Below are 25,684 nucleotides of genomic sequence, written 5' to 3'. Positions count from 1 at the left end.
TTCATCCTGAAACCTCAGTTGGCCGAGAGCAAAAGGACCAGAATTGAGGCAGGCTGAGGTTTTCACGTAATGGGAAGGAGTCACCGGATGGGTGAGTCGAAATTGAAGCAGGCGCAACACGAAGAAATGCTGATGTCGTGTACAGGCGTGCAGACGATGGCAGGTCGTGGCAAGTGCGCTGGGAGGCGGAAAGCGCAGCGACGCCGATGGGGCAATTGGCCTACCTCATTGAATTTCTCAATCTGACCGGGTTGTGGTTGCGCTGGCTGGAAAGCTGTCCGCTCACCTACACCAGTCCGAACGCGCCATCGAAATCCGAAGGGTTGGGCACGTGGCTGTTGTCGATGCTTTCCGGGCACCGGCGCTACGCGCACGTCACGGCGATCCGCTGTGACGGCATCAATCCTGGACTTCTGGGGATGCGCAAGATCCTCTCCGAGGACGCCCTGTGCAACGCCTTGAAACGCATCCCGAAAGAATTGAGTTTTTCAGGATCAGGCGACTTCGTCGATCCACGCCTGCTGAATCGCTTCCAGGATCTTTTCGCCGCAGTGGCTGCCGTTGTCTTCGAAGCCGGGCAAGGCGAGCACCCAGTTCATCAGGTCAAGAAAGTTGAGCTTTGCGGGATCAACGTCCGGGTGCGCTGCGGCGAGCTCGATGGCGAGATCGTTGATATCGGTCCATTTCATTCGACACCTCCAGTCTTCAGTGCTTGCCCTCGCGGGTCATGTTGATCGAGTAACGGGGAATCTCGATGACCAGCGGCGTCTCGTTCACGATCGCCTGGCAGGAAAGACGCGAGTTCGGTTCGAGCCCCCACGCCTTGTCGAGCAGGTCGTCTTCCACCTCGTCGGACGGCTCCAGCGCGTTGAAGCCTTCGCGCACGACCACATGGCACGTCGTGCACGCGCACGACATCTCGCAGGCATGCTCGATGGCGATGCCGTTCTCCAGGAGGTTCTGGCAGATCGACTCGCCTTCCCTCGCTTCGATGACCGCGCCGTCGGGACAGACTTCGACGTGCGGCAGGACGATGATCTGCGTCATACCTTTTCTCCCGCTTCGCCGACGTTTTTGGAGGATTCGCCGGCGGCCTCGAGTACATCGATACTCTTGCCGGCGAAAGCGCGGCGGATCGATTTGTCCATGCGTTTTGCCGCGAAATCGCGCGTTGCGGCTTCGAGTTCGTCCATCGCGGCCGAAATGTCGCGGCGGTTCTCGCCAAGCGCCGTTGCCTGCAATTTCGCAATCGTCGCTTCGAGTTTTGCGTGCTGCCCGGTCGTCAACAGTTCGCCGTCGCTCTTCAGCGCCGACTGCACGGCTTCGATCAGGCGCTGCGCCTCGACCTGCGCCTCCTTCAGGGCGCGCCGCAGGGCGTCGTCCCGGGTGTGCGACATCGAATCCTTGAGCATGTTGGCGATTTCGTCGTCCGACAGCCCGTAGGATGGCTTGACCGTGATGTGCGCCTCGACGCCGGTGCTCTGTTCGCGCGCCGAGACGGAAAGCAGTCCGTCCGCATCAACCTGGAAAGTCACGCGGATACGCGCGGCGCCGGCGACCATCGGCGGGATGCCGCGCAATTCGAAGCGACCGAGCGAGCGGCAATCGCTGACCAGTTCGCGCTCGCCCTGAACGACCTGCACGGCCAGCGCTGTCTGCCCGTCGCGGAAAGTCGTGAATTCCTGCGCGCGCGCGACGGGGATCGTCGAGTTGCGCGGGATGATCTTTTCGACGAGGCCGCCCATCGTTTCCAACCCAAGCGAGAGCGGGATCACGTCGAGCAGCAACCAGTCGTCGCCCGGCGCCCGGTTGCCGGCCAGCAGGTTGGCCTGCGTCGCCGCGCCGAGCGCGACGACCTTCTCCGGGTCGAGGTTGTTGAGCGGCTCCTGCTTGAAGAACTCGCCGACGGCGCGCTGGATCTGCGGCATGCGCGTCGCGCCGCCGACCATGACGACGCCCTTGACATCGCTTACCGACAGCCCGGCATCACGCAAGGCCTTCTTGACCGGCTGCATGGTCTTCGTTACCAGCGTCTGGGAAATCTCGGTGAAAATCTCGGTCGTCAGCTTGAGGTCTACGACCTCGCCGCTGCCCAAGCGCGCCTGCACCGGCGCCACGCCGTGCCCCGTCAGGTATTCCTTGGCTTCACGCGCACACGTCAGCAACAGGCGAGCATCCTCAATGGAGAGCGGCCGGAGCTTGGCGGCTTCGAGGATCCAGCAGAAGATGCGCTGGTCGAAATCATCACCGCCAAGCGCCGAATCGCCGCCCGTCGACAACACTTCGAAGACGCCACGCGAGAGATTGAGGATCGAGATATCGAAGGTGCCACCGCCCAGGTCGTAGACCGCATAGACGCCTTCTGCCCCGTTATCGAGCCCGTAGGCGATCGCCGCCGCCGTCGGCTCGTTGAGCAGGCGCAACACCGAGAGGCCGGCGAGCTTGGCCGCGTCCTTGGTCGCCTGGCGCTGCGCATCGTCGAAATACGCAGGGACGGTGATGACGGCGCCAACCAGCGGACCACCGAGCGATGCTTCGGCGCGCAGGCGCAACACGCGCAGGATATCGGCGGAGACCTCCACCGGGCTTTTGACTCCGGCGACCGTGCGTAACCGCACCATCCCGGCGCTATCCTCGAACTCGTAGGGTAGCGACTCGCGATGCGCGATATCCTTCAGCCCACGCCCCATGAAGCGCTTGACCGACGCCACCGTGTTGCGTGGATCCTTTGCCTGCTCCTCCTTCGCTTCGTAACCGACGACCGGCGCCTCATCGGCCCGATAGCGCACGACCGAGGGTAGCAGGGTCCGCCCCAGTTCGTCGCTGATAACGACCGACAGGCCGCTGCGCACCGTGGCGACGAGCGAATTCGTCGTGCCAAGGTCGATACCGACCGCGAGTTTGTGCTGGTGAGGAGCGGCCGATTCGCCGGGCTCTGCAATCTGCAAAAGTGCCATGAAAATTCTGGTTTCCTGGGTCTTGTTGGTGTTGTTATCGCGTCGCGTGGATTTGTCGGCTATTCGTCCAGCGCGGCCAATGCGTCGTCGATCTCGAACAGCAGCTTGTCGAGGAACATCAGGCGACGCACGCGATCCGCGGCACGCGCGTAATCCTGCTCGTCCAGCGAACCTGCCAGCTGTTCGTAGCGCTCGTTCATACGCTGCTTGACGCGATGGTGCAGCTGCTCCAGTTCGTCCGCATCGCGCCCCGCTCGCGCTTCCGCCACCGCCTCGCGCCATTCCATCTGTTCCATGAGGAACTCGGGCGGCATCGCGGTGTTGCTGTGGCCATCGACGTCGTGGCCGGACAGCGAGAGCAGGTATTGCGCTCGCGGCAAAGGCTTTCTGAGCGTCTGGTACGCCTCATTCACCCGCGTTGCCCACTGCAGCGACAAACGCCGTTCGCTGTCGCCCGCCTGGGCGAAACGATCCGGATGGACCTCGGACTGGATCTCCCGATAACGCTTGTCCAGCACGAGGGGATCGAGCCGGTACGAACGCGGCAGTCCGAAGAGGATGAAGTGATCGGCGTTGAAATCCATCGTCTACCGGCGCCTCCGCGCTCGGCCTCAGGCTAACGCGGGCGCGATCCGCCCGCTCGAATCATGAATTCTAGACGGAAAAACTCTCGCCGCAGCCGCAGGCGTCCTTGACGTTCGGATTGTTGAACTTGAAGCCTTCGCTCAGCCCTTCGCGCACATAATCGAGTTCGGTGCCGTCAAGATAGGGAAGGCTCTTGGCGTCGATCAGCACCTTGACGCCGTGCGATTCGAATTCGACGTCGTCCGGCTCCATCGCATCGACAAACTCCAGTTTGTAGGCGACGCCCGAGCAACCGCTGGTACGCACACCCAGGCGCAGACCGATACCCTTGCCGCGCTTGGCCATGTAGTTGGCAACATGCTTGGCCGCTTTTTCCGAAAGCGTAACTGCCATTCTTGCTTCTCCTCGAATGCTGTTTCCGTTTACTCGCCGCGATGCTTTTTGTAATCCGCCACCGCGGCCTTGATCGCATCTTCCGCCAGGATCGAACAGTGGATCTTGACCGGCGGCAACGCCAATTCTTCGGCGATCTGCGTGTTCTTGATCTCCAGCGCCTGATCGACCGTCTTGCCCTTCACCCACTCGGTGACGAGCGAGGACGAGGCAATCGCCGATCCGCAACCGTAGGTCTTGAACTTGGCATCCTCGATGATGCCATCCTTGCCGACCTTGATCTGCAGCTTCATCACGTCGCCGCACGCCGGCGCGCCGACCATGCCGGTCCCGATGCCCGCCTCTTCCTTACCAAAGGAACCTACGTTACGCGGGTTTTCGTAGTGATCCAGGACTTTCTCGCTGTATGCCATGATTTGCTTGCTCCAATAAATAACTCAGTGCGCGGCCCACTGGACCGTGCCCAGATCGACGCCATCCTGCACCATCTCCCACAACGGCGAGAGCTCGCGCAGCTTGCCGATCTTCTCGTGCATCAGTTCGATCGCGTAATCGACTTCTTCTTCCGTGTTGAAACGTCCGATCGTGAAACGGATCGAGCTGTGCGCCAGTTCATCGTCGCGCCCGAGTGCACGCAGCACGTACGAGGGTTCGAGCGAGGCCGAGGTACAGGCCGAACCGGAGGACACGGCCAGATCCTTGATCGCCATCAGCATTGACTCGCCCTCGACATAGGCGAAGCTGATGTTCAAGTTGTGCGGCACGCGCTGCGTGAGATCACCGTTGACGAACACGTGCTCGATGTCCGACAAACCCTTCAGCAAGCGATCGCGCAAGGCGCCGATGCGCTTGTTCTCGGTCGCCATCTCCTCGCGCGCGAGGCGGAAGGCTTCGCCCATGCCGACGATCTGGTGCGTTGCCAGTGTCCCCGAGCGGAAACCGCGCTCGTGGCCGCCGCCGTGCATCTGCGCTTCGAGGCGGACGCGCGGCTTGCGCCGGATGTAGAGCGCGCCGATGCCCTTCGGACCATACGTCTTGTGCGCCGAGAAGCTCATCAGATCGACCTTCAGCGTCGCAAGGTCGATGTCCACCTTGCCCGTCGCCTGCGCCGCATCGACGTGGAAAATGATGCCCTTCTCGCGGCAAATCTCGCCGATCTCGGCGATCGGCTGGATGACGCCGATCTCGTTATTGACGAACATCACCGAAACGAGAATCGTATCGGGACGCAGCGCCGACTTGAAAACGTCCAGGTCGATCAGGCCGTTGTCCTGCACGTCGAGATAAGTCACCTCGAAACCCTGGCGCTCCAGTTCGCGGCAGGTATCGAGCACCGCCTTGTGTTCGGTCTTGGCGGTAATGAGATGCCTGCCCTTGCCCGAGTAGAAGTTGGCGGCGCCCTTCAGCGCAAGATTGTTCGATTCGGTCGCGCCGGACGTCCACACGATTTCCTTGGGGTCCGCATTCACCAGGCGTGCCACCTCTTCCCTCGCCTCCTCGACCGCAGCTTCCGCTTCCCAGCCAAACGCATGCGAACGCGACGCCGGATTGCCGAATTTCTCGACGAGATAGGGAATCATCTTCTCTGCCACGCGCGGATCAACGGGCGTGGTCGCCGAATAGTCAAAGTAGATCGGCAGTTTCAGCATTCAAATTGCTCCGTTTCTTGAAAATTCTTGATCAAACCGCGATGGCCGTCAGGCGCCGCAGCCGGGTCACCGTACCTTGCAGCGACGCCAGTAGCCCTTCAACGTCTTCCCGCGTGTTGGCCGCGCCCAGGCTGATGCGCACCGCGCCGCGCGCAAGTTGGGGGGCCACTCCCATAGCACGCAAAACGTGCGACGGCTCGGGATTGGCGCTCGAACAGGCGGCGCCGCTGGCCACCGCGTACCCCGCCCGATCAAGCTTGCCGACCAGCGTTTCGCCGTCGATATCCGGCAGAGCAAAGTAAACCGTATTCGGCAAGCGTTCAGCGCCGAGACCGAACAGTACGGCCCCCATGTCGTGCAAACCGGCTTCCAGGCGCTCGCGCAGTACGTGCAACCGCGAGGCGGTCGCCGCCATGCGCTCGATCGCCAACTCGCACGCCACGCCGAAGCCGACGATCGCCGCCACGTTCTCGGTTCCCGAGCGAAGGCCACGCTCATGACCGCCACCGGCGATCAATGGTTCAAGCTCCACGCGCTTGTCGATGACGAGCGCGGCCGCGCCTTTCGGCCCGCCCAACTTGTGCGCCGAGAGCGTCAAGGCATCGACGCCGGCCGCGTTGAGGCGACGGAAATCGACCGTAACCTTGCCGACCGCCTGCACCGCATCGGAATGAAACCATGCGCCCGCATTCCTCGCCCGGGCCGCCAGGCCGTCAATCGACTGCAACACGCCGGTTTCGTTGTTCGCCAGCATCACAGAAACCAACCGGGGTTGCCGCAGCAAAGCCCGTTCGTAAGACGCGTCGTCGATCCGCCCCTGCGCGTCGACGGCCAGTCGTTCAAGCTGCCACCCGCGCCGTCCCAATTGCTCGGCCGGCTTGATCACGCAGGGATGCTCGATCTCGCTGACGGCGAGCACGCCGGGTTTCATCGTCGCGGCAGCGCCCTTGAGGAAGAGGTTGTTCGCCTCCGAACCGCCGCTCGTAAAGACGACTTCGGTCGCGTGCGCACCCACCGCCGCCGCCACCTTGGCGCGCGCCTCATCGATCGCCCGTCGCGCCGCTCGGCCGTACTCATGCCGACTGGAAGCGTTGCCGAACTGCTGCGACAACCACGGCAACATCGCTTCCAGAACCGCTGGCTCCAGCGGCGTTGTCGCGTTGTGATCGCAATAGACGGGGGCAAACATCTGCTCAGTCTCGCTCAGGCAATCGCCGCCAGCGTCTTGCCGCGCAGGCTGGAACCGGCCGGTCGCGCGCCGGCAATGACCGCGCGCTCACCGCCGGCCTTGCGCAACTGCTTGTCGACGAGATCGGAGAGCTTCACCGACGACAGATACTCGTACATCTTGAAATTCAGCGTCGTCCACAGCTCGTGGGTCATGCAGCGCTCTTCATCCTTGCAGTTCTCGCGCCCGCCGCATTGCGTCGCGTCCAGCGTCTCGTCGACCGCACGCACGATGTCAGCAACGGTGATCTGATTCGCCGGCCGCGCCAGGCAATAGCCGCCGCCGGGACCACGCACGCTATCGACGATACTGAAGCGACGGAGCTTGCCGAACAGTTGCTCCAGATACGAAAGCGAAATCTTCTGGCGATCGCTGATTCCGGCCAGCGTCACCGGGCCGTCGCCACTACGCAGCGCCAGATCGATCATCGCCGTCACCGCAAAACGCCCCTTGGTTGTCAGTCGCATAGCACCTCCTGTAAATACCCGACCATTCAAGTAGACTATGCAGCACAACAAAGCGATTAGTCAACTATTTTGCTCAGGTATTGCGGGTCGAATTTGTCCGCCGTCGCGATCTCGTCCTCGATGCAAACACCGGTTCCTTCAAGTTTCTTGAGCAGCAATTCAATGCGCCGATCCGTTTCGACCGCATGATCGAGCAAGCCATGAATCGCCTTGGCCAAGGGATCGTCCTGGCTGCCGGCGAGCGCGTACGCGGAGAAACCCATCTGCGTCGCCTTCTCTTCGCGGCGCTGCGCCTGTTCGGTGTCAATGATGCGCGCCGGATTGCCGACTGCCGTCGTTCCCGGCGGCACATTCTTCACGACCACCGCGTTCGATCCGATCTTGGCGCGCGCACCGATCGTCAACGGTCCGAGCACCTTGGCTCCTGCGCCGATCACCACGCCGTCTTCAATCGTCGGGTGACGCCGTCCCTTGTTCCAGGAAGTTCCGCCCAGCGTTACGCCGTGATAGAGCGTCACATCGTCCCCAACCACCGCGGTTTCGCCGATGACGACCCCCATCCCGTGATCGATGAAGAAGCGCCGGCCGATGGTTGCCCCCGGGTGGATTTCGATACCGGTCAGGAAGCGCGCGAAATGCGAGACCGCCCGCCCCATCCAGCGCAACCTCAATTCCCAGAACCAGTGCGCCAGACGATGCAGAATCACCGCATGCACTCCCGGATAACAGGTCAGCACCTCCCACGAGGTACGGGCTGCTGGATCGCGGTCAAAGACCGAACGGATGTCTTCGCGCAGGCGGCTGAACATGTATGAGAATCTCCATCTCGCAGAAGGGGGAATTGTAGAATTCCCGACTGTTTCAATCAACAATAAAAACCGGCAAGGCGAACCGTCAGCCGATCTTCTTCTCAACGGCATCCAGAATGCCGCGGAGAATATTGATTTCGTCACGCTCAAGTTCAGCCCGCCCGAAGAGCCGGCGCAGCTTGGGCATCAACCGCTTGGGGTTGACCGGATCGAGGAAGCCGGTCGTGACCATCACGCGCTCAAGATGCGCATAGAGGCGCTCGACATCGCCGTTGGTCGCAAGTGGCGAGGCGAAGGGAACGACCTTGGTGACAACCGGCGGCTGGCCGATGAACGCGGCCATCCGCAGTTCGTAGCAAAGCAACTGAACTGCAGCGCCAAGATTGAGCGAGGTGTAGTCGGGATTGGCTGGAATGAAGACGGTGCGCTGGCACCTTTGCACTTCGTCATTCGACAAACCGGAGGTTTCGTTCCCGAAGACAAGCGCGACCTCCCCATCGGCCGCGAGATTAAGGATTTCGGGCGCCGCCTCGCGCGCATGCATCGGCTTCGGTCCGAGATTGCGGTGGCGCGCCGACACGGCAACGGCGTAGAGACAGCCGTCGAGCGCTTCGCCGAGTGACTGACAAACCGCCGCATTCGCCAGGATGTCATCAGCCCCCGCCGATCGCGCAATTGCCTCGTCGTGCGGAAAGGTCTTCGGATTGACAAGCGTGAGGCGCGACACACCCATGGTCTTCATCGCCCGTGCGGCAGCGCCGATATTGCCGGGGTGACTGGTATGCGAGAGTACGACGCGGATTCTGTCGAGCGCCCGCTCGAGTTCAGGCGATCGCGGGAGAGACGCCGGAGGCTGGTTCATATAAAATGTGCGGTTTCATAAACGAGTCGGGCGGTACCAGCACCACTGGCCGCCCGTTGGATTTTCTAAAGACACGCCATGCACCCAGCTCTCAACATCATGATCAAGGCCGCGCGCCGCGCCAGCCAGATCATCAACCGCGCATCGAATGATCTCGAGCATCTGAAGATCACGACGAAACGGCAAAGCGATTTCGTCACCGAGGTCGACAAGGCGGCGGAGGCCGCAATCATCGAAATCCTGCGCGAGGCGTATCCCGACTACGGGATTCTAGCAGAAGAGACCGGCGCCACTGACGGTGAAGGTGCTGGAAGCGAGTACCAGTGGATCATCGACCCGCTCGACGGCACGACGAATTTCATCCATGGATTCCCGCAATACTCGGTTTCGATCGCACTCGCGTACAAGGGTCAGATCAACCAGGCGCTCGTCTATGACGTAATTCGCAACGAGATGTTTACGGCCAGCAAGGGCGGCGGCGCTTTCCTGAACGAGCGCCGGATTCGCGTCAGCAAGTGCCTCAAACTTGACGACGCGCTGATCGGCACGGGTTTCCCCTTCCGCGTCTTCGACCACGCCAACGCCTACATGGGCATCTTCAAGGACTTCACCGAGCGGACCGCGGGTATCCGTCGTACCGGATCGGCCGCACTCGACCTCGCCTACGTCGCCTGTGGACGACTGGACGGTTTCTGGGAATTCGGCCTGATGCCCTGGGACATGGCGGCCGGCAGTCTGCTGATTTCGGAGGCAGGCGGATTGATCAGCGATCTTTCCGGCGGCGAGGATTACCTGAAAACGGGGAATGTCGTATGCGGTTCCCCCAAGGTCTTCGCGCAGATGCTCCAGGTGGTCGACTCGTTCCGGACGCCCACACTCCAGAGCTGATCACAAAAATCGGGTAGCCGTATCGAGGTCGCCGTGCGTCGTGCTGCTGTATAGCGCGGAGACGAACTTTCTCCAGATGATATCGGGCTCGCCCAGTCTGAAGCCGTAAAAGCCGTCTTGCCCGTTGTTGTTTTCGCGCAAGGCGAGCGAACGGAAGTGCGACACGTCAGCCCGTCCCAGTTGGATCGTCGTGTCGCACCAGATATTGAGTGGCAGGACGTTCTGGGCACGCGCCTGGAATCCGTAGCGCGACACTTCGATGACTTCGATGGCCACTTTTGCCTCCTTGCCATCGGAGGTCTGGAAGCTGATTCTGGCTGGGCACTTGACCGAAAACCGTTGATGGCGCCGTACCGGAATGTCGTCGACGTTCGACGAAAGCACCGGCAACACCGAGCGATACTGCGGCAGGTCGTAAATGCTGTGGAGCAGCACCTTCTTCCGGTCACTCAGGTTTTCGAACGTCTTCGTGCGAACGTTGAAAAAGTGATCGAGAAGTTCGGGCGTCAATACCGGATCGTTCGTTGTATAAAACCGCCGGTTCGGAAATTTGATGTTCGGCAGCTTCACCTGGGCGAAGTACGCATAGAGATTCCGGTGCGGTGGTTTTTTTGTGTAGTGCTTCTTGAACACGTCCAGCGCCTCCTTGAGATCGAGCGTCGCACCGATCGCCGGCGCACCATTCACGAAGTCATAGCTCTCCACCATGTTCGCCGTCAGCCGCTTGAAGAACAGCAGCGACTCGTACATTTCGATGTGACTCGGATTAACGGCGATGACCAGATGCCGTGTGTCAAAGAACGTCGTGCAGTACTCGTACATGAACTTCATCAACGGAAACAGGATGCTGCCGCCCGTTTTCCGGAACCTGCGATGAACCGCAAGCGCCGACACCTCGGCGATCAAGCCCTCTTTCTCGCGCACCGAGTTCAAGTCGAAGATCTTCTGCAACGGTACGCCAAGCGCGCTCTCGCGGATGAGCGAGATGGTGCCCACAACCTCGCCGTCGTACTTTGCACAAAGCGTCGTCGTCGTCGGCAGCGCGTGGTAGATCGTCACGCGCATCCCGGACGGGTCGGGTTTCATGAAGCCGCTGTCGACGTAGGCATCGTGCAGCACAGCAAAACATGCCTCCAGCTCCTCCTGCGTCTCGGCGATCTTCAACTCAAGACGCGAACTCGGCGCCGGATTGCAGTCTGCAAACGAACGATAGACTTTGAAGCGCTGATCCCTGGGAAGCCAGGAAATCAGCTTTCTCACCGATACATGCAGGAATTTACGTATGAGCAAGCCAACTCTCTTCAGCATGTCGCCCCATCCCATCGAGTTGATAGAGTCATCATAGTACGCCCGCACCGAAAACAAAGCGGGGACCGCCCATCCATACCTACAGTTTCTCGTTCGCGTGATACCGCCGCGAATCACGCGAGTAATTCAGCCAGGTTTTTCTGGCGAGGTGATACGCCAAAATCGGCAGCGGCATCCGGATCCAGTGCGATCGCAAGTACAACATCGTGCGTGCCAGAGGCGTTCCCGACGTCGCACATGAGGCGTGCTCGGGTTGCAGTGCTCGCCGATAACACCAATCCATCACCTTCAAGACGGGCCACGGCGGTCCGAACCTTTCGCTTTGCCTGACAACCTCGTCAGGAACGGGCGTACCAAGGAAGCGTGAGGCGTATCGAATCGCGTAAAAAAGCGGACGTCCGACGCCGATTTCGCGCGCACGATCGACAATCGTCTCCCAAAAGCGCGGAGTGCGGTCAAAACAGCGGAACAGGCTGTCCAGATCGAACAGATCGCGCAAACCGTTACCCAGTTCGCCTTCGTGAAAAAGATGGGTCGCACTGTGCAAGACCATATCCACGGGCGCGAGGACGTAGACGCCGTCCATGCCGGCCAAGGGCTGCAGTCCGTCGAACAAGCGCCGCGCATTGACTTTGATGCGCGCAGTCTCCGGAAGGATTGAGTGATGCACATCGATTGCGCTGCCGCGTCGGCTGTGGCGCATCGGCGGAATCTCGTGCATCCACTGTCGGTAGTATTTCTGGTCGTAAGGATCGTCATGAGTACCGACCCAGCCGTGAATCATCAACTGGCTTTCCGCCGCGCCAATACGATCCTTCGCAACAAGAACATCGACATCGGAAAACGATCGGCCGCGGGCTGTGGGCAAACCGAGCGCCAGATAGGCCGCACCTTTGAGCAGCACGACCGGAATGCCTGCATCTCCGAGCGCCACACGAATGCACTCGATTTCGCGCAGCATCGCAACATCCTGCTGAGCGACCGCTTTGGCTGCGGAAATCAGGTGCAAACGCGGCGCAACGGGGACTCGGGGCAAGCTTCCCTGCGCCATCAGATCCGATGCCAGGCGCGCAAGCAGATTCGCTCGCCGCCCCTGGCGTATCAGCAGATCCCACTGTGCCAACGAAAGATCGAACGCGGCGGCCGGATTGAGAAGCGTCAAGGCGATCAGTGACTGACTTGTCATGCGCGCACACCCGATGCAAGTTCCTCGAACAGGCCAATCGCCTCGTCCAGGCTGCAGTAGTCAAGCCGATAGGAGGAACAACCGTCAATCATCGACGCCAAAGCATTGAATCCATCAAGCCCGTGCATCTCGTAGTTGAACGACTGCTCGGCAAGGAGCATGAACGCATCCGCAGGCCGCATTGCCGCAAACTCAAGCGCCGCACCCAGCCTGAAACGCGGACTCACGACCCAAGTCGGTCGAGCCGGCTCCTGAACCCGCTCGACGCTTGCCGAAGGCGGCCGCACCAGAGCAACGGTTCCCTTGCTCGTGTTGGGCACGCGACAGGTCATCTCGACCGACGGATCAAGCGATCGCACGATGTCAATGGATTGATTCTTGAGATTGATCGGACGCGCCATACCGTACATTTCGGCACGTGTGATGTCGTAGAGCGCCAGTTCGTCAGACAACAAACGCCAACCGTGGCGAACGAGCGCCGCACAGAGCGTGCTCTTTCCCGACCCCGGCGGCGCTGGCAATATCGCGGCCCGCCCGTCGCGCTCAATCACGGCGGCATGAAAGATCAGATACTGATGACTGTGAGCCGCAACACACCAGTTCAGCCCCCACTCCAGCATCGCGAACGCTTGATATGCCGGCAGGGGCGTGAAAATCGGCATGCCGTCAAAGTGGAAATAGGCCGTCGGACGAACCCAGCGCTCCCACCCACGCCCAAGCAGGATGTCGACATGAAAGTCAGCAAACTCGCATCCAGGCAGGAACTCAAAGTCCGCGTACATCGATCGGATCTCGCCCACCAGTTCCGGCACATCGGTGCCGAGCTTGACAACGAAGGGGGAAAGAGCAAGAAACAGTGCGCCACGACGCAACTTCGACTCAAGCTCTTTATGACTTAGCGACGAAACTCTCAAACGGGTATTCGCTTTACCAAGCCCAGCGCCTCCAATTGCAGCAACGCCTCCTTGATCACCGTCAAACCGTTTTGACTGTCGGAAAAGACGTCATCAAAGTCATCAAGGAGCGCTTGCAAAGACATTTCGGGTATCCGCTCCAGTGAAAGCAGCAACTCGATCGCAAGCGGTCCAACGTGGTGAGTATCGCCGGAAAAACGGTCGAAGACTACGGCACCGTCATCCCAGCAATGGAAGCACAAGGCCCCCGCCCGATAGAGGGACCACTTCTGCATAAACGAACCCAAACGATGAAAACTATTCGAACAGCCGACTTAGCGACGTGCAATCCAGTTGTAGTGAAGGTAATCCGCCACTTGCTCCGCCTTCCACGGTTCACCACTCCCTTCCGGTGTGTAGGTAAGCATCGCCATGTTCCGTAAAGTCTCCTTGCTGACGCAAGACGACGGCACCCTGCCCACCGGGAAGATGTACAGGTTCATCTGGGCAATCAAAACCGACGCCCCGAAGCCGCCCGAATTGACCAACGCCAGCGGCGTGTTCGATCCCGTGCCGACGGGAACGGAAAATCCCAACTTCGAGCAAAAGTCGCTGACCGTGAGAACACTCACGCCTTTACCGTCATTCGCGTAGAGCCCCTGAAGATACGCCAGCCTTCGGTTCTGTTGGTCGGCATCACTCGGACGATTCAGATCGGCGAAAAGGTTCGCAGGGTAAAACTTTTGATTCTGATTGTTCGCTTTGATTTTTTCGCGCAAGCCGACCCAACCCCGGCCACCAGTCGACAGATAGGCCGAAAAATGGTGGACATCGCTGAACCCCCGTATCGCCCCACCAAAGCGCGCCAGACTCCCTGTCAGGGTATTGGCGCCGAGAAGATCCCCGGTATCCTGAGCGCCCATCCCGGTACTGATCGACCCCCATGCGGAAGGAACAATGCAATGGCACGCAAGCGACGGTCTGGCGGCGAGCGTCGCGATCACAACGGGCGATGCTTTGAGCCCGGCACGCAAAATACGCCGCCTGGCGCTTTGGACAGAACCCGCTGCCGACACGCCGACTTCTTCACTCACGGCGGGTTGTTCAATTTTTTCGTGATCCTGGTTCATGATATTCGCACCCAAGACAAGGCTATCGTTCTTTCAAATTACCACGCGGAAACCGGAGCGTATGTGATCAAATTCACATGTCACGAAATGAAACCTCCGATTTGGGACTGTCTCTTTAAAAGAGACAATGCAATATTCATGCCAGACAAAAGAAACGGTAAATAAGCATTAAGCGCCAAGACGTTGGCTGAAATTGCCGCAAAGCGTCTGACTTGATGTGTAAAAAAAACCGACACGCAGCTCGGCTGCAGTGGCTCATTTTGTTTCGTGCATCAACTCATCCAGATGCCGCACCGGCACCGCGAAGCTGATTCCGGACGGCTGAGACAACACGGATTCCTTGGTACTCTTGACAAACACCATATTGATGATCCCGACGACATCACCCTTTTCCATCTCGATCAAGGGGCCGCCGCTATTGCCGGGATAGGCCGTCGCATCCAGCTGATAGACCTCGAATGAACCGGCTTTCAATCGCTTGATGACTTTTTCGTTGAGTTGCTGTGCTGTCGGGCTCGGCAGCGCAATCGGTGTAATCGCCGAGATGATTCCACGATGAATCACCGGCGAGAATCCGAGCACACCACCGATGGGAAATCCCATGAACGCGATCGATTGCCCCTCTCTGACCTGTGCCGGATTCTGCAATGCCAGCGCGGGTAACGGAGGACCATCGATACTCAACAGGGAGAGATCGTGCTCGCGGTCACGCGCAACGACTTTTGCCAATCGCAGCTGGGCTGACGACGTCTGCACGGCCATCGACTCGCTGGCGGCTGTATCGAGAACTTCCGGCACCACATGCGCATTCGTCGCGATCTGATTTCCGTTCCCGATGACAAACCCCGTGCCGCGCATCGCGAACGCCGGACTGCGTGTTTTTGAGTAGGTTCCGACCACCACCACCGAGGGTTTGATGGCCTGTACCAGTTCGGGCAATTCGGCGGCCCGTACTGCAACAGCACTGGCCAACAAACAGAACGCGAACCCGAACGACAGAGATCGGACGGAATCCAAAAGAAACTTAAGCATAAGGCCTCCTTCTTGCATCAATTTGCATTGGCAACCCGAATCTTCGGTAGTTCAGGCGACGGCGTCGTGACTTCCGGATTGAAGGGGTGCACTTCCTTCTTGAAGATGCTCAGGATTCGCCGTACATAGCCACGCGTTTCAGCATAGGGCGGAACACCGCGATAACGATTCACGGCACCCTCGCCTGCGTTATAAGCCGCTGCGACAAGGGCGACATCACCCTCGAAATAGGCCAGCAGCCAGCGCAGGTAAGACATTCCGCCACGAATATTCTGTTCAGGGTCGAACGGCTTTCTGACATTGAAGCGCAGCGAGGTTTCCGGAATGAGCTGCATCAACCCCTGGGCGTTCTTGGGGGATACCGCCGTCGGTTCGAAATTCGACTCAGCCTTGATGATCGCCAGTACCAGGCGCGGACTCAGGCCATACTCGGGCGCCAGTTTTCGAATCAATTCGACAAGCTTTTGCCGGTCCGGGCTGTTCAAGAACTCGTCGATATCCGGCCCGATGTCGTCATCGACGACACGCATGCACTCGGGGGCTGGAGCCGCGGAATCGCCGACGAAGCGCAGCATCTTCTGCGCTTGCTGATGGCCGGCGGCGGCGGCCAACTTGAAAAAAAACGCCGCCATCTCATCGCTCCGTGCCACGCCGCGACCATTCGCATACATCCAGCCCAGACTGAACTGCGCCTCGGTGTCGCCATAGCGCGCACCGTCGCAATACAGGCTGGCGGCCCGAAGTGGATCCTTCGGCACCCCCTCGCCATGCTCATAAGAGCGCGCTTCCAGTCGGAGCGATTCGAGATCCCTGCCCGAAGGTGCCTGGGCCCGCTGAAACGCACTGGCGCCGGTAACAGCAAAACAGCCTGCGACCGCCACGATGAGCGCGGCAACCGGACGGTGAGTTCCGCTCTCACGGCGAGCCATGGTCAACTGCCTCCCGAGCCCACGCCGGTGAAATAGCTGACGTACCAAGGCATCGCCGCCTGGATACCCTGTTCGATCCGATGAGTCGGCGCGTAACCAAGAAGATTTCTGGCTTTTGAAACGTCGGCTTGCGAATGCCGGACGTCACCGGGGCGGAAATCCCTGTGCTTCGGCGACATCGATGCGATCGCCGGATCTTCCCCGGCGAGCGCATCGCGCAGCAACTCGAACAGGCGGTTCAACGACGTACGCCCATCCACCGCCACGTTGTATACCTGATTGACCGCCTCGGCATTATCGGTCGTCGCCGCGAGGAGATTCGCCTGAACGGCATTGGCGACAAAACAGAAGTCGCGGCTCGTTTCGCCGTCGCCGTTGATCAGCACCTCCTCGCCGAGGAGCATCGATTTCGTCCACAAGGGGATGACCGCGGCGTAGGCGCCCTGTGGATCCTGTCGCGGACCAAACACGTTGAAGTAGCGCAAGCCGATTGGCGCGAAGCCGTAGCAACGCGCGAACACCTCGGCGTAAAGCTCGTTCACCAGCTTCGTTACGGCATACGGCGACAGCGGACGACCGATCTTTTCCTCGACTTTCGGCAGGTCCGGATGGTCGCCATAAGTGGAGCTCGAAGCGGCGTAGACAAAGCGCCGGACCTTGGCGTCACGCGCCGCCACCAGCATGTTCAGAAAGCCGTCGATATTCGCAGCATTCGTCGCCAGGGGGTCAGCCAGCGAGCGGGGAACCGAACCCAAAGCGGCTTGATGCAGGACGTAGTCGATTTCCCGACACGCCTCATTGCAAACAGCCGGATCACGAATATCGGCTTCGACAAACCTGAAGCGCCGCCACTGTTCGGGAGAAACGGTGGTTTTCACTTCATCCAGATTCCGCTGATGCCCGGTCGAGAAGTTGTCCAGCCCGACAACGACCTGGTTCAATTTGAGCAAGGTCTCGACCAGATGCGAACCGATGAAACCGGCGCAACCGGTCACCAGCCAGCGCGCCGGTTCGGACTGCAAGCGCTCCTTGAGCGCTTCGTAAAGCGGATTTACAGACGCCACACGGTGACTCCCTGAGCGGCCAACTGAGCCTCGTCAAACATGCTCTTGACGTCGGTCAGCACGCCCCGTTCTTGCAGCTTCGCGACATAGTCGGAGAGCGGTCGATTCCTGAACTCCTGGTGCGCGACGGCGGCAACGATCGCTGCGGCTTGCGGTAGATCGTCCCAAGCGGTGAGCGAAACGCCATACTCGTGCTGCGCCTCTGCCGCATCCGCCACCGGCTCGTGGACGATGACGTTGGCACCGTACGATTGCAGTTCGCGCACGACATCGATCACGCGCGAATTGCGCAGGTCCGGGCAATCCTCCTTGAAGGTCAGTCCGAGCACGATGATTGGCGCATCCTTGACCATCCAGCCATTGCGAATGAGGTTCTTGACCGTCTGCTCGGCGATGAATTTCCCCATGCCGTCATTGATACGTCGGCCTGCCAGGATGACCTCCGGGTGGTAGCCCACTTTTTCGGCCTTGTAGGTCAGATAGTACGGATCGACCCCGATGCAGTGCCCGCCAACGAGCCCCGGGCGGAACGGAAGGAAGTTCCATTTACTGCCAGCGGCCTTGAGCACTTCCAGCGTATCGATGCCAATCCGATCGAAGATGATCGCCAGTTCGTTCATCAGCGCGATGTTCAAGTCGCGCTGCGTGTTCTCGATGACCTTGGCCGCTTCCGCCACCTTGATGCTCGACGCGGGATAGACACCGGCGCTGATGACGCGTCCATAGACTTCCTTGACCCGCTCGAGCGTCTCGGGCGAGTCGCCGGAAACCACCTTGACGATCTTGGTCAAGGTTCGCTCCTTGTCGCCCGGATTGATACGCTCCGGCGAATAGCCGACGAAGAAGTCCTTCTTCCACTTGAGGCCTGAGTGCTTTTCGATGATCGGGATGCAGACCTCTTCCGTCGCTCCCGGATAGACCGTCGATTCGAAAACGACCGTTGCGCCGCGTTTCAGGTTCTTCCCGACGGATTCCGACGAACCGACGAGTGGTCGGAAATCCGGCTGATGCGCGTCATCGACGGGGGTCGGCACGGCGACGATGATGAAGTCTGCTTCGGCCAAGGCGCTCGCATCGGTCGTCATTTCCAGGTATCGCGCCGCCTTGAGATCCTCGGTGCTCACTTCGCCGGTTGGATCGATGCCATCCTTGTAGGCTGCGACCTTGCGCGCCGACAGATCAAAGCCGATCGTTCGGCCTTTTTTTCCGAACTCAACCGCCAACGGCAGCCCCACGTAGCCCAAGCCGACAACTGCAACAACACTCATCGATGACTCCCCAAAACTCAAATTATCCAAAAGCCTTTGACGCAGCCAAGACGCGATGAATTGTCACGATTACCGTCTGAAAGCCGCATGTATCAAACCCGCTTCGCCTACAGGCTTTGCCGCAGTTTTTCGACCTCGGCCTGCGCCGGGAACTTCTCCCCAAGCTTCGTCAGCTCGTCCAGCTCCTTCCTCGCTTCGTCCTTGTTACCTGTCTTAACCAGTGCCTTGGCCAGGTTGAGGCGGATCATTCCGTTCTGCGGTGCTTTGCTGCTTGCCTTCTTCAGCAATTCGAGCCCGCGTGCGCCGTCGCCTTTTTCGACCAGCATCACACCCAGCGTATCCATCACGGCCGGTTGTTCTGGCGCCAGCTTGTATGCTCTTTCCGCGTACTCGATCGCCTTTGGATCCTTGCTCTGATCAAGACTCCACGCCAGGTTGTTAAGCATCGCCGCATTGTTGGGCTGAGCATCCACCAACGTGCGGTAATACTTGCTTGCCGCCGCGTAGTCCTTGCGGTTGTTCGCCGATTCAGCCAGATAGAGGCGGAACTGCATGTCCTTGGCGTGATCCTTGATCCAGCTTTCGGCGAACTTGTCGGCTTCCGCTTTCTTCCCGTCCACCAGCAACACCGCGTGCAGCTTCACCGCCAGTTCCGTAGCGCCGGTTTGTTTGATCCCAGCGCGGTATACCTCAGCGGCGTCATTCCATGACTTCTTCAAGACATGCGCATCGCCTTCCAGCACATAGCCCACGGCTTCCTTGGGGCGCTGCTTCTGCACCTCCTTGGCCACGCGCAACGCTTCGGCCGTGCGGCCCGCGTCAAGCTCGAGCATCATGATGCCGCGCTGCGCTTCCAGCGAGTCGGACTTGACCGCGAGCGCCTTGCGCAGGCTTTGCATCGAAGCCTCCTTGTTCTTCGCCGCGAGATGAATCTCGGCCATGCGCAGATGCGGTTGCGGCGAGTCTGGCTTGAGATTCGCCAGTTTCCCGTAAGTGGCCAGCGCCTGATTGAAGTCTTCGGCCGCCTGCTGTGCCCGGCCGGCCGCATCGAGGATCTCTGCGCGCTCTGGCAGCACGGCAAGCGCATCCTGCGCCGCAGCGACCGCTTTCTTGTTGTCCTTGGCCCCGAGGTAGAGGCCGATGAGCGCCAGGCGCGGCGTGGCCTCCGTCGGATGCGCAGCGATTGCCTTGCCGATCAGCGCCACCACCTCTTCCGGCTTGCCGCCGGTCTTGGCCTGCAGCTCGGCCAGCGCGAGCATGGCTTGCATGTTGTCCTTATCCTTGCCAAGAACGTCCTCGAAGCGCTTCTTCGCCTCGGCCGGCTTCTTTTCCGACAAATCGAGATTGGCCAGACTGGCTGCCGCCGGGAAGTAGGTCGGATTCTTGCTCAAGGCCTGTTCAAAGTTCTTGCGCGCACCGGCCAGATCGCCCTTGCCCAGCGTTGCCGTGCCACGCAGTTGATCGACGAGCGGGCTGTCCGGCTGCTTCTTGGCCAGCGCATCGATCGACTTTAGCGCCAGATCAAACTGGCGTTGCCTCAACCGTGACGAAATCAGGGCCATATCGGCTCGGACGCCAGTATCGACGGATGCAATCTGTTCAAGCTCGCGATAAGCCGTTTCGGTATCGCCGCGAGCCAGGTGCGAAAGCGCAACTGAGGTCTGTTTCGCCTTGTTCTCGGGATCGAGTGCCGCCGCCTTGGCGAAATAGTCGCCCGCTTTCTCCGCATCCCCGTTCTGTATGAACACTTCGCCGGCCAACGCCAGCATGTTGGAGTCCTGCTCGATCTTGTCGAGCACCGGCTGCAGCGTCGACAACGCCTTGGCCGGTTGCGCACTGCGCAGATAGGTTGCAATCAGGACCCGTCGCGCCATGCCAAGATCGGGCGTCTTTGGCAGTGCCTTGAGAAGATTCGACTCGGCCGTCGAGTACGATTTCAACTCGTAATCGATCGCCCCTGCTAGCTGGAGACCCAAGGCGCTGTCCGGGATGAACTTCAGGTGTTGCTGGATGCTCTCCTGCGCCGCCTTGAAGTTCTTCTGCCGGTAAAGCAGCTGTGCCTGCAGGAAAGTCGTCTGCGGATGCGCCGGCGCCACCTTTTTCATGGCCTCCAGCAGTTTGCCTGCGTCGTCGAGATCGCCCGCTTCGAGCGCCCGCCCGATCAGTGCCGAATGCGCGGGCAGGTAGTCCGGCTTGATTTCAAGCACCTTGCGGAAAGACTCGGCCGCCGAATCCGCATCGCCTTGCGCCGCGAGGATGACGCCCTTGAGCTGCAACGCCTCGTAAAGCTTCTGGTCCTTCTCCAGGCTCGAGTCGAGCAAGGCCAACGCGCCCGCGAAGTCCCGCTTGCCGGCCTTGATTCTTGCAAGCCCGATCAACGCCTGGCCATATCCGGGAAGAGCGGCAATCGAGGCATCAAAGGCCGCCTGCGCCGCATCGATCTTTCCTGCCATCAAATAGGCCTGGCCTACACTTGCCTGCAGATCCGCTTTGCCTTCAGGCGTCGTCAGTTCGGTTTTCGCCAGCTCATCGGTGATCTTCTGCGCCTGGCCGAGCATCAATAGCGTTCGCGCCATCAACGGAACCAGCTGTTCCGCCGGGTACTTCAAATCGGCCGCTTTGCGCAACTCGACTTCGGCCGCCGTCGGATTGCCGCTCTCCAGCATCGTCCTACCCAGGAGGAAACGCGCTTCGGCAAGGTTGGGATCACCCTGCAGCGCGTTCTTGAGCTGAATCTCGGCCGCCTTGGTATCGCTCTTCGCCAGATACTCCTTGGCCGAGACAAGCATGGTTTCGGGCTTCTCGCCGCCGCAAGCGGTGAGAATCAGCGCGGCCACGAGCGTTGAAAACGCCGCTTTTCCAATCGATTTACTAGTCGTCATATAGATCCCGTCAACATGGTTGAACTTCCTTGATTCGAAGAACTTTCCTTGAATCACTTTAGACCATAGCGGTGCATCAGATCGTAGAGCGTCGGCCGGCTCACTCCCAGCATTTCCGCCGCCTTGAGTACATTCCCGTCCGACCTCGCCAGCGCCGCAATGATCACGCCTTTCTCGGCTTGCTCGCGAACAAGACGCAGATCAAGACAAATTTCCTGATCTTCCTGAACCTCGTTCAGGCCGACGTCGTCGAGTGTTATCTGATTGCCGTCGGCCATGATTACCGCGCGCTTGATGCAGTTCTCCAGTTCACGCACGTTTCCGGGCCAGCCGTGCGCTTCGATCGCCCGCAGGGCGTCTTCGCGCAGCGTCATCGCGCCCCGATTCTGTTCCGCTGCAAAACGGCGCACAAACGCGTGTGCCAGCAATGCCGCGTCGCCCTTGCGGTCGCGCAGCGGCGGGATGCTCACGACGATCTCGGCCAGGCGATAGTAGAGGTCTTCGCGGAAACGTCCTTCCTTGATCAACACCTTCAGATCCTGGTGCGTAGCGCAGACGATGCGCACATCGACCGGAATTTCCTGCCGGCCTCCGATCCGCTCGATCACCCGCTCCTGCAGGAAGCGCAAAAGTTTGGCCTGCAGGGAATGGGGCAAATCGCCGATTTCGTCGAGCATCAACGTCCCGCGATGCGCCGTCTCGATCTTTCCCGGCGTCGTCTTGACCGCGCCGGTAAAAGCTCCCTTCTCGTAGCCAAAGAGTTCGCTCTCAAGAAGATTGTCGGGAATCGCCGCGCAATTGATGGCGACGAATCGCTCTTTGCTGCGCGGCGACGCAGCGTGCACCCCACGCGCGATCAGCTCCTTGCCGGTACCGCTTTCACCCAGGACGAGCACCGTAGCGTCACTGGCCGCCACCTTTTCGACCGTTCGGCACACGCGCAGGACTTCGGGATCGCGCGTGATCAGGCCGGCGAGTACGTCGGGCTGGTGCATCAGCTGCAGGCGGTTGTTCTCCTGCTGCAGGTCGTAGAGACGATACGCCCGCTCGATCGTCAGCCCGAGCATGTCGACCTCAAAAGGCTTGGCAAAGAAGTCGTACGCACCGAGACCTACAGCGCGCAAGGCATTGGACCGGTCGTTCTGCCCGGTGAGCACGATCACCTTCGTCTGCGGTGCGATGGCCAGGATCTGCTCGAGCAGCTTGAAGCCCTCGGAAACCGAATCGGGATCGGGTGGCAGGCCGAGATCCATCGTCACCACCGGCGGCTGGTGCCGGCGAACGAGGGCAAGCGCGCTCTCGCGATCGCCGGCCGTCAGCGTCTCGTAGTTGTCGAATGCCCAGCGAAGCTGCTTCTGCAGCGCCGGGTCATCCTCGACAATCAACAAGGGACGCAGTTTTTCGGCGCTCATTGGTCTCTCCCTTCGACCATCCGTGATTCCATCTCTTCATCCATCTCAAAAAGAGGCAACAGCAGGCTCACCTGCGTACCGACATCAACCGCGCTTTCCACCGAGATTCGCCCACCCAGCTCGTTCACGTACTGGAAACTCTCGTACGCGCCGATTCCCATTCCCGCGGCTTTGGTCGTCTGGAACGGTTTGAACAGGCGCTCGCGCAAAAATTCCGGAGACATCCCGTGTCCCGTGTCATCGACCTTGACGAGCGCATACCGTCCCTGGCGCGTAAGGCTGATCGTGACATCACCGCCATTCTCGGTCGCATCCAGGGCGTTCTGGACAACATGCCCGACAACGCGCTCGACCCGATCCTCGTGCCCCTTGGCGACGACCCGCTCGACTGTATCCAGCAGCACCTCCCGACCTTGCGCGATCCTGGCTGTCTGGATCCGCCTCACCAGATCAGCCAGATCGATGCCACGCGGGCTATCCACGGGCGTCGCGCCTTCGCGCAGCTGCATCATCAGCTTGCGCATGCGCTCGACCGAATGCTCGACCGTCATCAGCATGTCCTGCTGAAACTCCGGATTATCCCGATGACGTTCGGCATTCTTAAGCATCAGGGATAACTGGGCAACGATATTTTTCAGATCATGTACGACAAACGCCGACATCCGATTGAAAGCATCAAACTTCCGTACTTCCAACAGCGCCTCCGTCGCCTGCAATTGCCCGAGAAATGCACCCGCCTGGCGGCCTGCCGTTTTCAGCAGATCGTTGATTTCCCAATTCACGTCGATCCGCGTCCGCGCCGTCGCCAGAACGACGAAACCCGTCATTGCATTGCCCGATGCGAGCGGAACGACGAGCCAGGCGTTGGGCAGACTGGTCAGCCATTCCGGAAGGTCCAGTTGCTCATAACGTCGCGGCAGCGAGCGATACTCCTCAAGATTGATCACCCAGCCACTCTCGAGCAGGAACTTGCAGAGTTCGCTTTCGGCATCTTCGGTCACCGACGTCACCGGCATGTTCCAGCAGGCGGACTGCGCGTAAAAACGACCGGACGGATCCTTCACCCAGAGCATCCCGGCGGGACTCTCCACCATCTCGGCCAATCCCTTGACCACGTGCTTGCCCATCGCCGAGAAGCCGTCCTGTGCGGACAGCGTGTTTGTAAACCGCAACCACTCTTCGCGGTAGTCGTAGCGGTAGCTGAAGAAGTGCTTTCCGACCAGGACCCGGAACCTGGCGCGCATCGAACCGGAAAAACTGAGGATGACGAGGATCAGCAAGGCCGAGAACAGCAAGGCCAGCTGGAACGAACGCCCCCAGTCGCCGCCGAAGTAGCGGACGTAGTAACCCGCTGCGGCGACAAAGAGAAGATAGACGCCGACCGCGACCAGCGTCACTGACTGCAAGGCTGCCCGCTGCGACAACACGACCCGGTTTTTCCAGGCCCTGCTGCGAATCGTCGAGATCGCCACCAATGGCACGACCAACGCATGCACGAAACCGCGGATGCTGAACGCATCGACGTCGACGCGATTGAACAGCAGGGCATCCGAATACAGGTACAGATCAAACATCGCCGCCCCGCCGAGTCCGAAACAGAGTGGCTTGATGCTCCAGACGCGATCGACAGACGCAGCGCGGAAAAGTTGTTCGACGAGCGCCAGCGAAAAGACGGCCATCGCCAGCGAGTCGAGCAGAACGAGGCGTTGAGGCGGGCCGAATGCCGAAAAGCCGGAAAGAACCATCAACTGCGCCAGCACGCCGACGACGAACAACGCGGCTGCAATGCCGATCAGCGACTGCAGACGAAGCGGCAAGGGCCCTGGTTCCTTCGTTTCAGGACGCAGAAGCACGAGCAGGAAGAAATACCAGCCAGCGTGACGAAGAAGATCAGCGAACAGGCTGCCGGCGAGGAAAACCTGTTCCTCGGTCAGCGCAAAACCAAGACCGGACAGTCCCCAGACAGCCGACAGTACGATGGCAACAAGCAGCGAGCGATTGGGCAGATCGGCGTGCCAGTTCGATGCGAGATAGATTGCGAAAAGCGCATAAACGCAACCCGCCAGACCATAGCTCCAGACAGAAATGAGTTCGCTGCTCGCATCCAAACGTCAAACCTCCGCAGAATGCAAGGGATTATACGTCTCGCCCGCAACGAGCCATCCCGGAATAACGGCGATCGCTACTGCGCGCCTTTGCCCGTGAGCACGACACCGACTGTCTCGAACAGGATCACGATGTCGAGAAACAGCGTGTGATTCTTGACGTAGTAGAGATCGTACTGGAGCTTCTGGATCGAATCGTCGACCGAGGCGCCATAGTGGTAGCTGACTTGCGCCCACCCAGTGACGCCGGGCTTCACGCTGTGGCGAACGGCGTAGAACGGGATATCACGGGTCAGTTGGTCGACGAAGTACGGGCGTTCCGGACGCGGCCCGACCAGACTCATGTCACCCGTCAGGACGCTGAACAACTGCGGCAGTTCATCGATACGCAGCTTGCGAATGACCCGGCCGACGCGCGTCGTCCGGTTATCGTTTGCCGTCGCCCAGCGCGGCTTTCCGTCGCTCTCGGCATCCTTGCGCATGCTGCGGAACTTGACGACGTTGAACAAGCGACCGTTCAGGCCAACGCGTTCCTGCCTGTAGAAGACCGGAAATCCATCCTCCAGAACAATCAAGGCCGCCGTTGCCAACATGACCGGCAAAGCCAGCAGAAGCAGGATCGACGCCGCGACGATAT

General features: G+C 60.0%; 25 protein-coding genes. 1 reads left to right on the top strand and 24 read right to left on the bottom strand.

Translation table 11 applies throughout. From position 1 onward, the window contains the following. Positions 1-494: 494 nt before the first annotated feature. The 11 genes from iscX to KBA32_RS05540 all read right to left on the bottom strand — a co-directional run bounded on the left by iscX (position 495) and on the right by KBA32_RS05540 (position 8,950). Entirely contained in the window at positions 495-689 is a 195-nt protein-coding gene (iscX, locus tag KBA32_RS05590; RefSeq protein ID WP_294356321.1) for a Fe-S cluster assembly protein IscX, read from the bottom strand. Between the two features lie 16 nt (positions 690-705). Further along, complete coding sequence (gene fdx, locus KBA32_RS05585) at positions 706-1,047, bottom strand: ISC system 2Fe-2S type ferredoxin (RefSeq protein ID WP_294356319.1); 342 nt, start codon at positions 1,045-1,047, stop codon at positions 706-708. Continuing rightward, positions 1,044-2,957, bottom strand: a complete 1,914-nt coding sequence (gene hscA, locus KBA32_RS05580; RefSeq protein ID WP_294356317.1) for a Fe-S protein assembly chaperone HscA — start codon at positions 2,955-2,957, stop codon at positions 1,044-1,046. Before hscA ends, fdx begins: the two co-directional genes overlap by 4 nt. Before the next feature lie 59 nt (positions 2,958-3,016). Next, positions 3,017-3,541: a Fe-S protein assembly co-chaperone HscB gene (hscB, locus tag KBA32_RS05575; protein ID WP_294356315.1), complete on the bottom strand. Its 525-nt coding sequence runs from the start codon at positions 3,539-3,541 to the stop codon at positions 3,017-3,019. Between the two features lie 70 nt (positions 3,542-3,611). Beyond that, positions 3,612-3,935, bottom strand: a complete 324-nt coding sequence (iscA, locus tag KBA32_RS05570; protein ID WP_294356313.1) for an iron-sulfur cluster assembly protein IscA — start codon at positions 3,933-3,935, stop codon at positions 3,612-3,614. 29 nt (positions 3,936-3,964) lie between these two features. Continuing rightward, positions 3,965-4,348, bottom strand: a complete 384-nt coding sequence (iscU, locus tag KBA32_RS05565) for a Fe-S cluster assembly scaffold IscU (RefSeq protein WP_294356311.1) — start codon at positions 4,346-4,348, stop codon at positions 3,965-3,967. A 24-nt stretch (positions 4,349-4,372) separates the two neighbouring features. Beyond that, positions 4,373-5,581 carry an IscS subfamily cysteine desulfurase gene (locus KBA32_RS05560; protein WP_367113748.1) on the bottom strand — a complete coding sequence of 403 codons (1,209 nt, stop codon included), beginning with the start codon at positions 5,579-5,581 and terminating at the stop codon, positions 4,373-4,375. Between the two features lie 34 nt (positions 5,582-5,615). Beyond that, entirely contained in the window at positions 5,616-6,773 is a 1,158-nt protein-coding gene (locus KBA32_RS05555) for a cysteine desulfurase family protein (protein ID WP_294356307.1), read from the bottom strand. Positions 6,774-6,787: 14 nt separating this feature from the next. Then, entirely contained in the window at positions 6,788-7,279 is a 492-nt protein-coding gene (gene iscR, locus KBA32_RS05550) for a Fe-S cluster assembly transcriptional regulator IscR (protein WP_294356305.1), read from the bottom strand. A gap of 56 nt (positions 7,280-7,335) precedes the next feature. Next, positions 7,336-8,088 carry a serine O-acetyltransferase gene (gene cysE, locus KBA32_RS05545; RefSeq protein WP_294356304.1) on the bottom strand — a complete coding sequence of 251 codons (753 nt, stop codon included), beginning with the start codon at positions 8,086-8,088 and terminating at the stop codon, positions 7,336-7,338. 85 nt (positions 8,089-8,173) lie between these two features. Beyond that, a complete protein-coding gene (locus KBA32_RS05540) occupies positions 8,174-8,950 on the bottom strand; it encodes an RNA methyltransferase (protein ID WP_294356301.1) in 777 nt (258 codons plus the stop codon). 78 nt (positions 8,951-9,028) lie between these two features. Here KBA32_RS05540 and KBA32_RS05535 point away from each other — a divergent pair, with 78 nt between their 5' ends. Continuing rightward, positions 9,029-9,838: an inositol monophosphatase family protein gene (locus tag KBA32_RS05535; protein WP_294356299.1), complete on the top strand. Its 810-nt coding sequence runs from the start codon at positions 9,029-9,031 to the stop codon at positions 9,836-9,838. Here the strand turns inward: KBA32_RS05535 and KBA32_RS05530 are convergent, their stop codons facing one another. From KBA32_RS05530 to KBA32_RS05470, 13 genes are all read right to left on the bottom strand, one after another. Continuing rightward, positions 9,839-11,146 (bottom strand): hypothetical protein, encoded by a 1,308-nt coding sequence (locus KBA32_RS05530; protein WP_294356297.1) that lies wholly within the window; start codon positions 11,144-11,146, stop codon positions 9,839-9,841. Between the two features lie 79 nt (positions 11,147-11,225). Further along, on the bottom strand, positions 11,226-12,308 hold the full coding sequence (locus KBA32_RS05525; RefSeq protein WP_294356295.1) for a nucleotidyltransferase family protein: 1,083 nt from the start codon (positions 12,306-12,308) through the stop codon (positions 11,226-11,228). A 20-nt stretch (positions 12,309-12,328) separates the two neighbouring features. After that, entirely contained in the window at positions 12,329-13,204 is an 876-nt protein-coding gene (locus KBA32_RS05520; RefSeq protein WP_294356293.1) for an HprK-related kinase A, read from the bottom strand. A gap of 38 nt (positions 13,205-13,242) precedes the next feature. Continuing rightward, positions 13,243-13,521: an HPr-rel-A system PqqD family peptide chaperone gene (locus tag KBA32_RS05515; protein ID WP_294356291.1), complete on the bottom strand. Its 279-nt coding sequence runs from the start codon at positions 13,519-13,521 to the stop codon at positions 13,243-13,245. A gap of 39 nt (positions 13,522-13,560) precedes the next feature. After that, positions 13,561-14,355 carry a hypothetical protein gene (locus tag KBA32_RS05510; protein ID WP_294356289.1) on the bottom strand — a complete coding sequence of 265 codons (795 nt, stop codon included), beginning with the start codon at positions 14,353-14,355 and terminating at the stop codon, positions 13,561-13,563. A gap of 255 nt (positions 14,356-14,610) precedes the next feature. After that, the gene (locus tag KBA32_RS05505) at positions 14,611-15,387 is read right to left on the bottom strand and encodes a serine protease (protein WP_294356287.1); all 777 of its coding nucleotides are present in this window, start codon (positions 15,385-15,387) and stop codon (positions 14,611-14,613) included. A gap of 17 nt (positions 15,388-15,404) precedes the next feature. After that, positions 15,405-16,316, bottom strand: a complete 912-nt coding sequence (locus tag KBA32_RS05500; RefSeq protein ID WP_294356285.1) for a transglycosylase SLT domain-containing protein — start codon at positions 16,314-16,316, stop codon at positions 15,405-15,407. Between the two features lie 2 nt (positions 16,317-16,318). Next, a complete protein-coding gene (locus tag KBA32_RS05495) occupies positions 16,319-17,380 on the bottom strand; it encodes an SDR family oxidoreductase (RefSeq protein ID WP_294356283.1) in 1,062 nt (353 codons plus the stop codon). Beyond that, on the bottom strand, positions 17,368-18,648 hold the full coding sequence (locus KBA32_RS05490) for a nucleotide sugar dehydrogenase (RefSeq protein ID WP_294356281.1): 1,281 nt from the start codon (positions 18,646-18,648) through the stop codon (positions 17,368-17,370). Before KBA32_RS05490 ends, KBA32_RS05495 begins: the two co-directional genes overlap by 13 nt. A gap of 107 nt (positions 18,649-18,755) precedes the next feature. After that, complete coding sequence (gene prsT / locus KBA32_RS05485; RefSeq protein ID WP_294356280.1) at positions 18,756-21,530, bottom strand: XrtA/PEP-CTERM system TPR-repeat protein PrsT; 2,775 nt, start codon at positions 21,528-21,530, stop codon at positions 18,756-18,758. Between the two features lie 53 nt (positions 21,531-21,583). Beyond that, positions 21,584-22,942, bottom strand: coding sequence for a PEP-CTERM-box response regulator transcription factor (prsR, locus tag KBA32_RS05480; RefSeq protein WP_294356278.1), 1,359 nt, complete (start codon positions 22,940-22,942; stop codon positions 21,584-21,586). Beyond that, complete coding sequence (gene prsK / locus KBA32_RS05475) at positions 22,939-25,050, bottom strand: XrtA/PEP-CTERM system histidine kinase PrsK (RefSeq protein ID WP_294356276.1); 2,112 nt, start codon at positions 25,048-25,050, stop codon at positions 22,939-22,941. Before prsK ends, prsR begins: the two co-directional genes overlap by 4 nt. Before the next feature lie 74 nt (positions 25,051-25,124). Then, a partial coding sequence (locus tag KBA32_RS05470; protein ID WP_294356274.1) for an exopolysaccharide biosynthesis polyprenyl glycosylphosphotransferase occupies positions 25,125-25,684 on the bottom strand: 560 nt, incomplete at its 5' end.

The organism is Propionivibrio sp. (assembly GCF_017995515.1).
Taxonomy (GTDB): domain Bacteria; phylum Pseudomonadota; class Gammaproteobacteria; order Burkholderiales; family Rhodocyclaceae; genus Propionivibrio.
This window is presented reverse-complemented; position numbering and strand designations above follow the sequence as displayed.

Bases quoted from the DNA above. Each gene is read 5' to 3' on its own strand.
- KBA32_RS05535 (WP_294356299.1), top strand. From the start codon at position 9,029: ATGCACCCAGCTCTCAACATCATGATCAAGGCCGCGCGCCGCGCCAGC.
- iscU (WP_294356311.1), bottom strand. From the start codon at position 4,348: ATGGCATACAGCGAGAAAGTCCTGGATCACTACGAAAACCCGCGTAAC.
- iscX (WP_294356321.1), bottom strand. From the start codon at position 689: ATGAAATGGACCGATATCAACGATCTCGCCATCGAGCTCGCCGCAGCG.
- KBA32_RS05555 (WP_294356307.1), bottom strand. From the start codon at position 6,773: ATGTTTGCCCCCGTCTATTGCGATCACAACGCGACAACGCCGCTGGAG.
- fdx (WP_294356319.1), bottom strand. From the start codon at position 1,047: ATGACGCAGATCATCGTCCTGCCGCACGTCGAAGTCTGTCCCGACGGC.
- iscA (WP_294356313.1), bottom strand. From the start codon at position 3,935: ATGGCAGTTACGCTTTCGGAAAAAGCGGCCAAGCATGTTGCCAACTAC.
- KBA32_RS05500 (WP_294356285.1), bottom strand. From the start codon at position 16,316: ATGGCTCGCCGTGAGAGCGGAACTCACCGTCCGGTTGCCGCGCTCATC.
- KBA32_RS05510 (WP_294356289.1), bottom strand. From the start codon at position 14,355: ATGAACCAGGATCACGAAAAAATTGAACAACCCGCCGTGAGTGAAGAA.
- cysE (WP_294356304.1), bottom strand. From the start codon at position 8,088: ATGTTCAGCCGCCTGCGCGAAGACATCCGTTCGGTCTTTGACCGCGAT.
- prsT (WP_294356280.1), bottom strand. From the start codon at position 21,530: ATGACGACTAGTAAATCGATTGGAAAAGCGGCGTTTTCAACGCTCGTG.
- KBA32_RS05515 (WP_294356291.1), bottom strand. From the start codon at position 13,521: ATGCAGAAGTGGTCCCTCTATCGGGCGGGGGCCTTGTGCTTCCATTGC.
- KBA32_RS05490 (WP_294356281.1), bottom strand. From the start codon at position 18,648: ATGAGTGTTGTTGCAGTTGTCGGCTTGGGCTACGTGGGGCTGCCGTTG.
- KBA32_RS05530 (WP_294356297.1), bottom strand. From the start codon at position 11,146: ATGCTGAAGAGAGTTGGCTTGCTCATACGTAAATTCCTGCATGTATCG.
- hscB (WP_294356315.1), bottom strand. From the start codon at position 3,541: ATGGATTTCAACGCCGATCACTTCATCCTCTTCGGACTGCCGCGTTCG.
- prsR (WP_294356278.1), bottom strand. From the start codon at position 22,942: ATGAGCGCCGAAAAACTGCGTCCCTTGTTGATTGTCGAGGATGACCCG.
- KBA32_RS05540 (WP_294356301.1), bottom strand. From the start codon at position 8,950: ATGAACCAGCCTCCGGCGTCTCTCCCGCGATCGCCTGAACTCGAGCGG.
- hscA (WP_294356317.1), bottom strand. From the start codon at position 2,957: ATGGCACTTTTGCAGATTGCAGAGCCCGGCGAATCGGCCGCTCCTCAC.
- iscR (WP_294356305.1), bottom strand. From the start codon at position 7,279: ATGCGACTGACAACCAAGGGGCGTTTTGCGGTGACGGCGATGATCGAT.
- KBA32_RS05505 (WP_294356287.1), bottom strand. From the start codon at position 15,387: ATGCTTAAGTTTCTTTTGGATTCCGTCCGATCTCTGTCGTTCGGGTTC.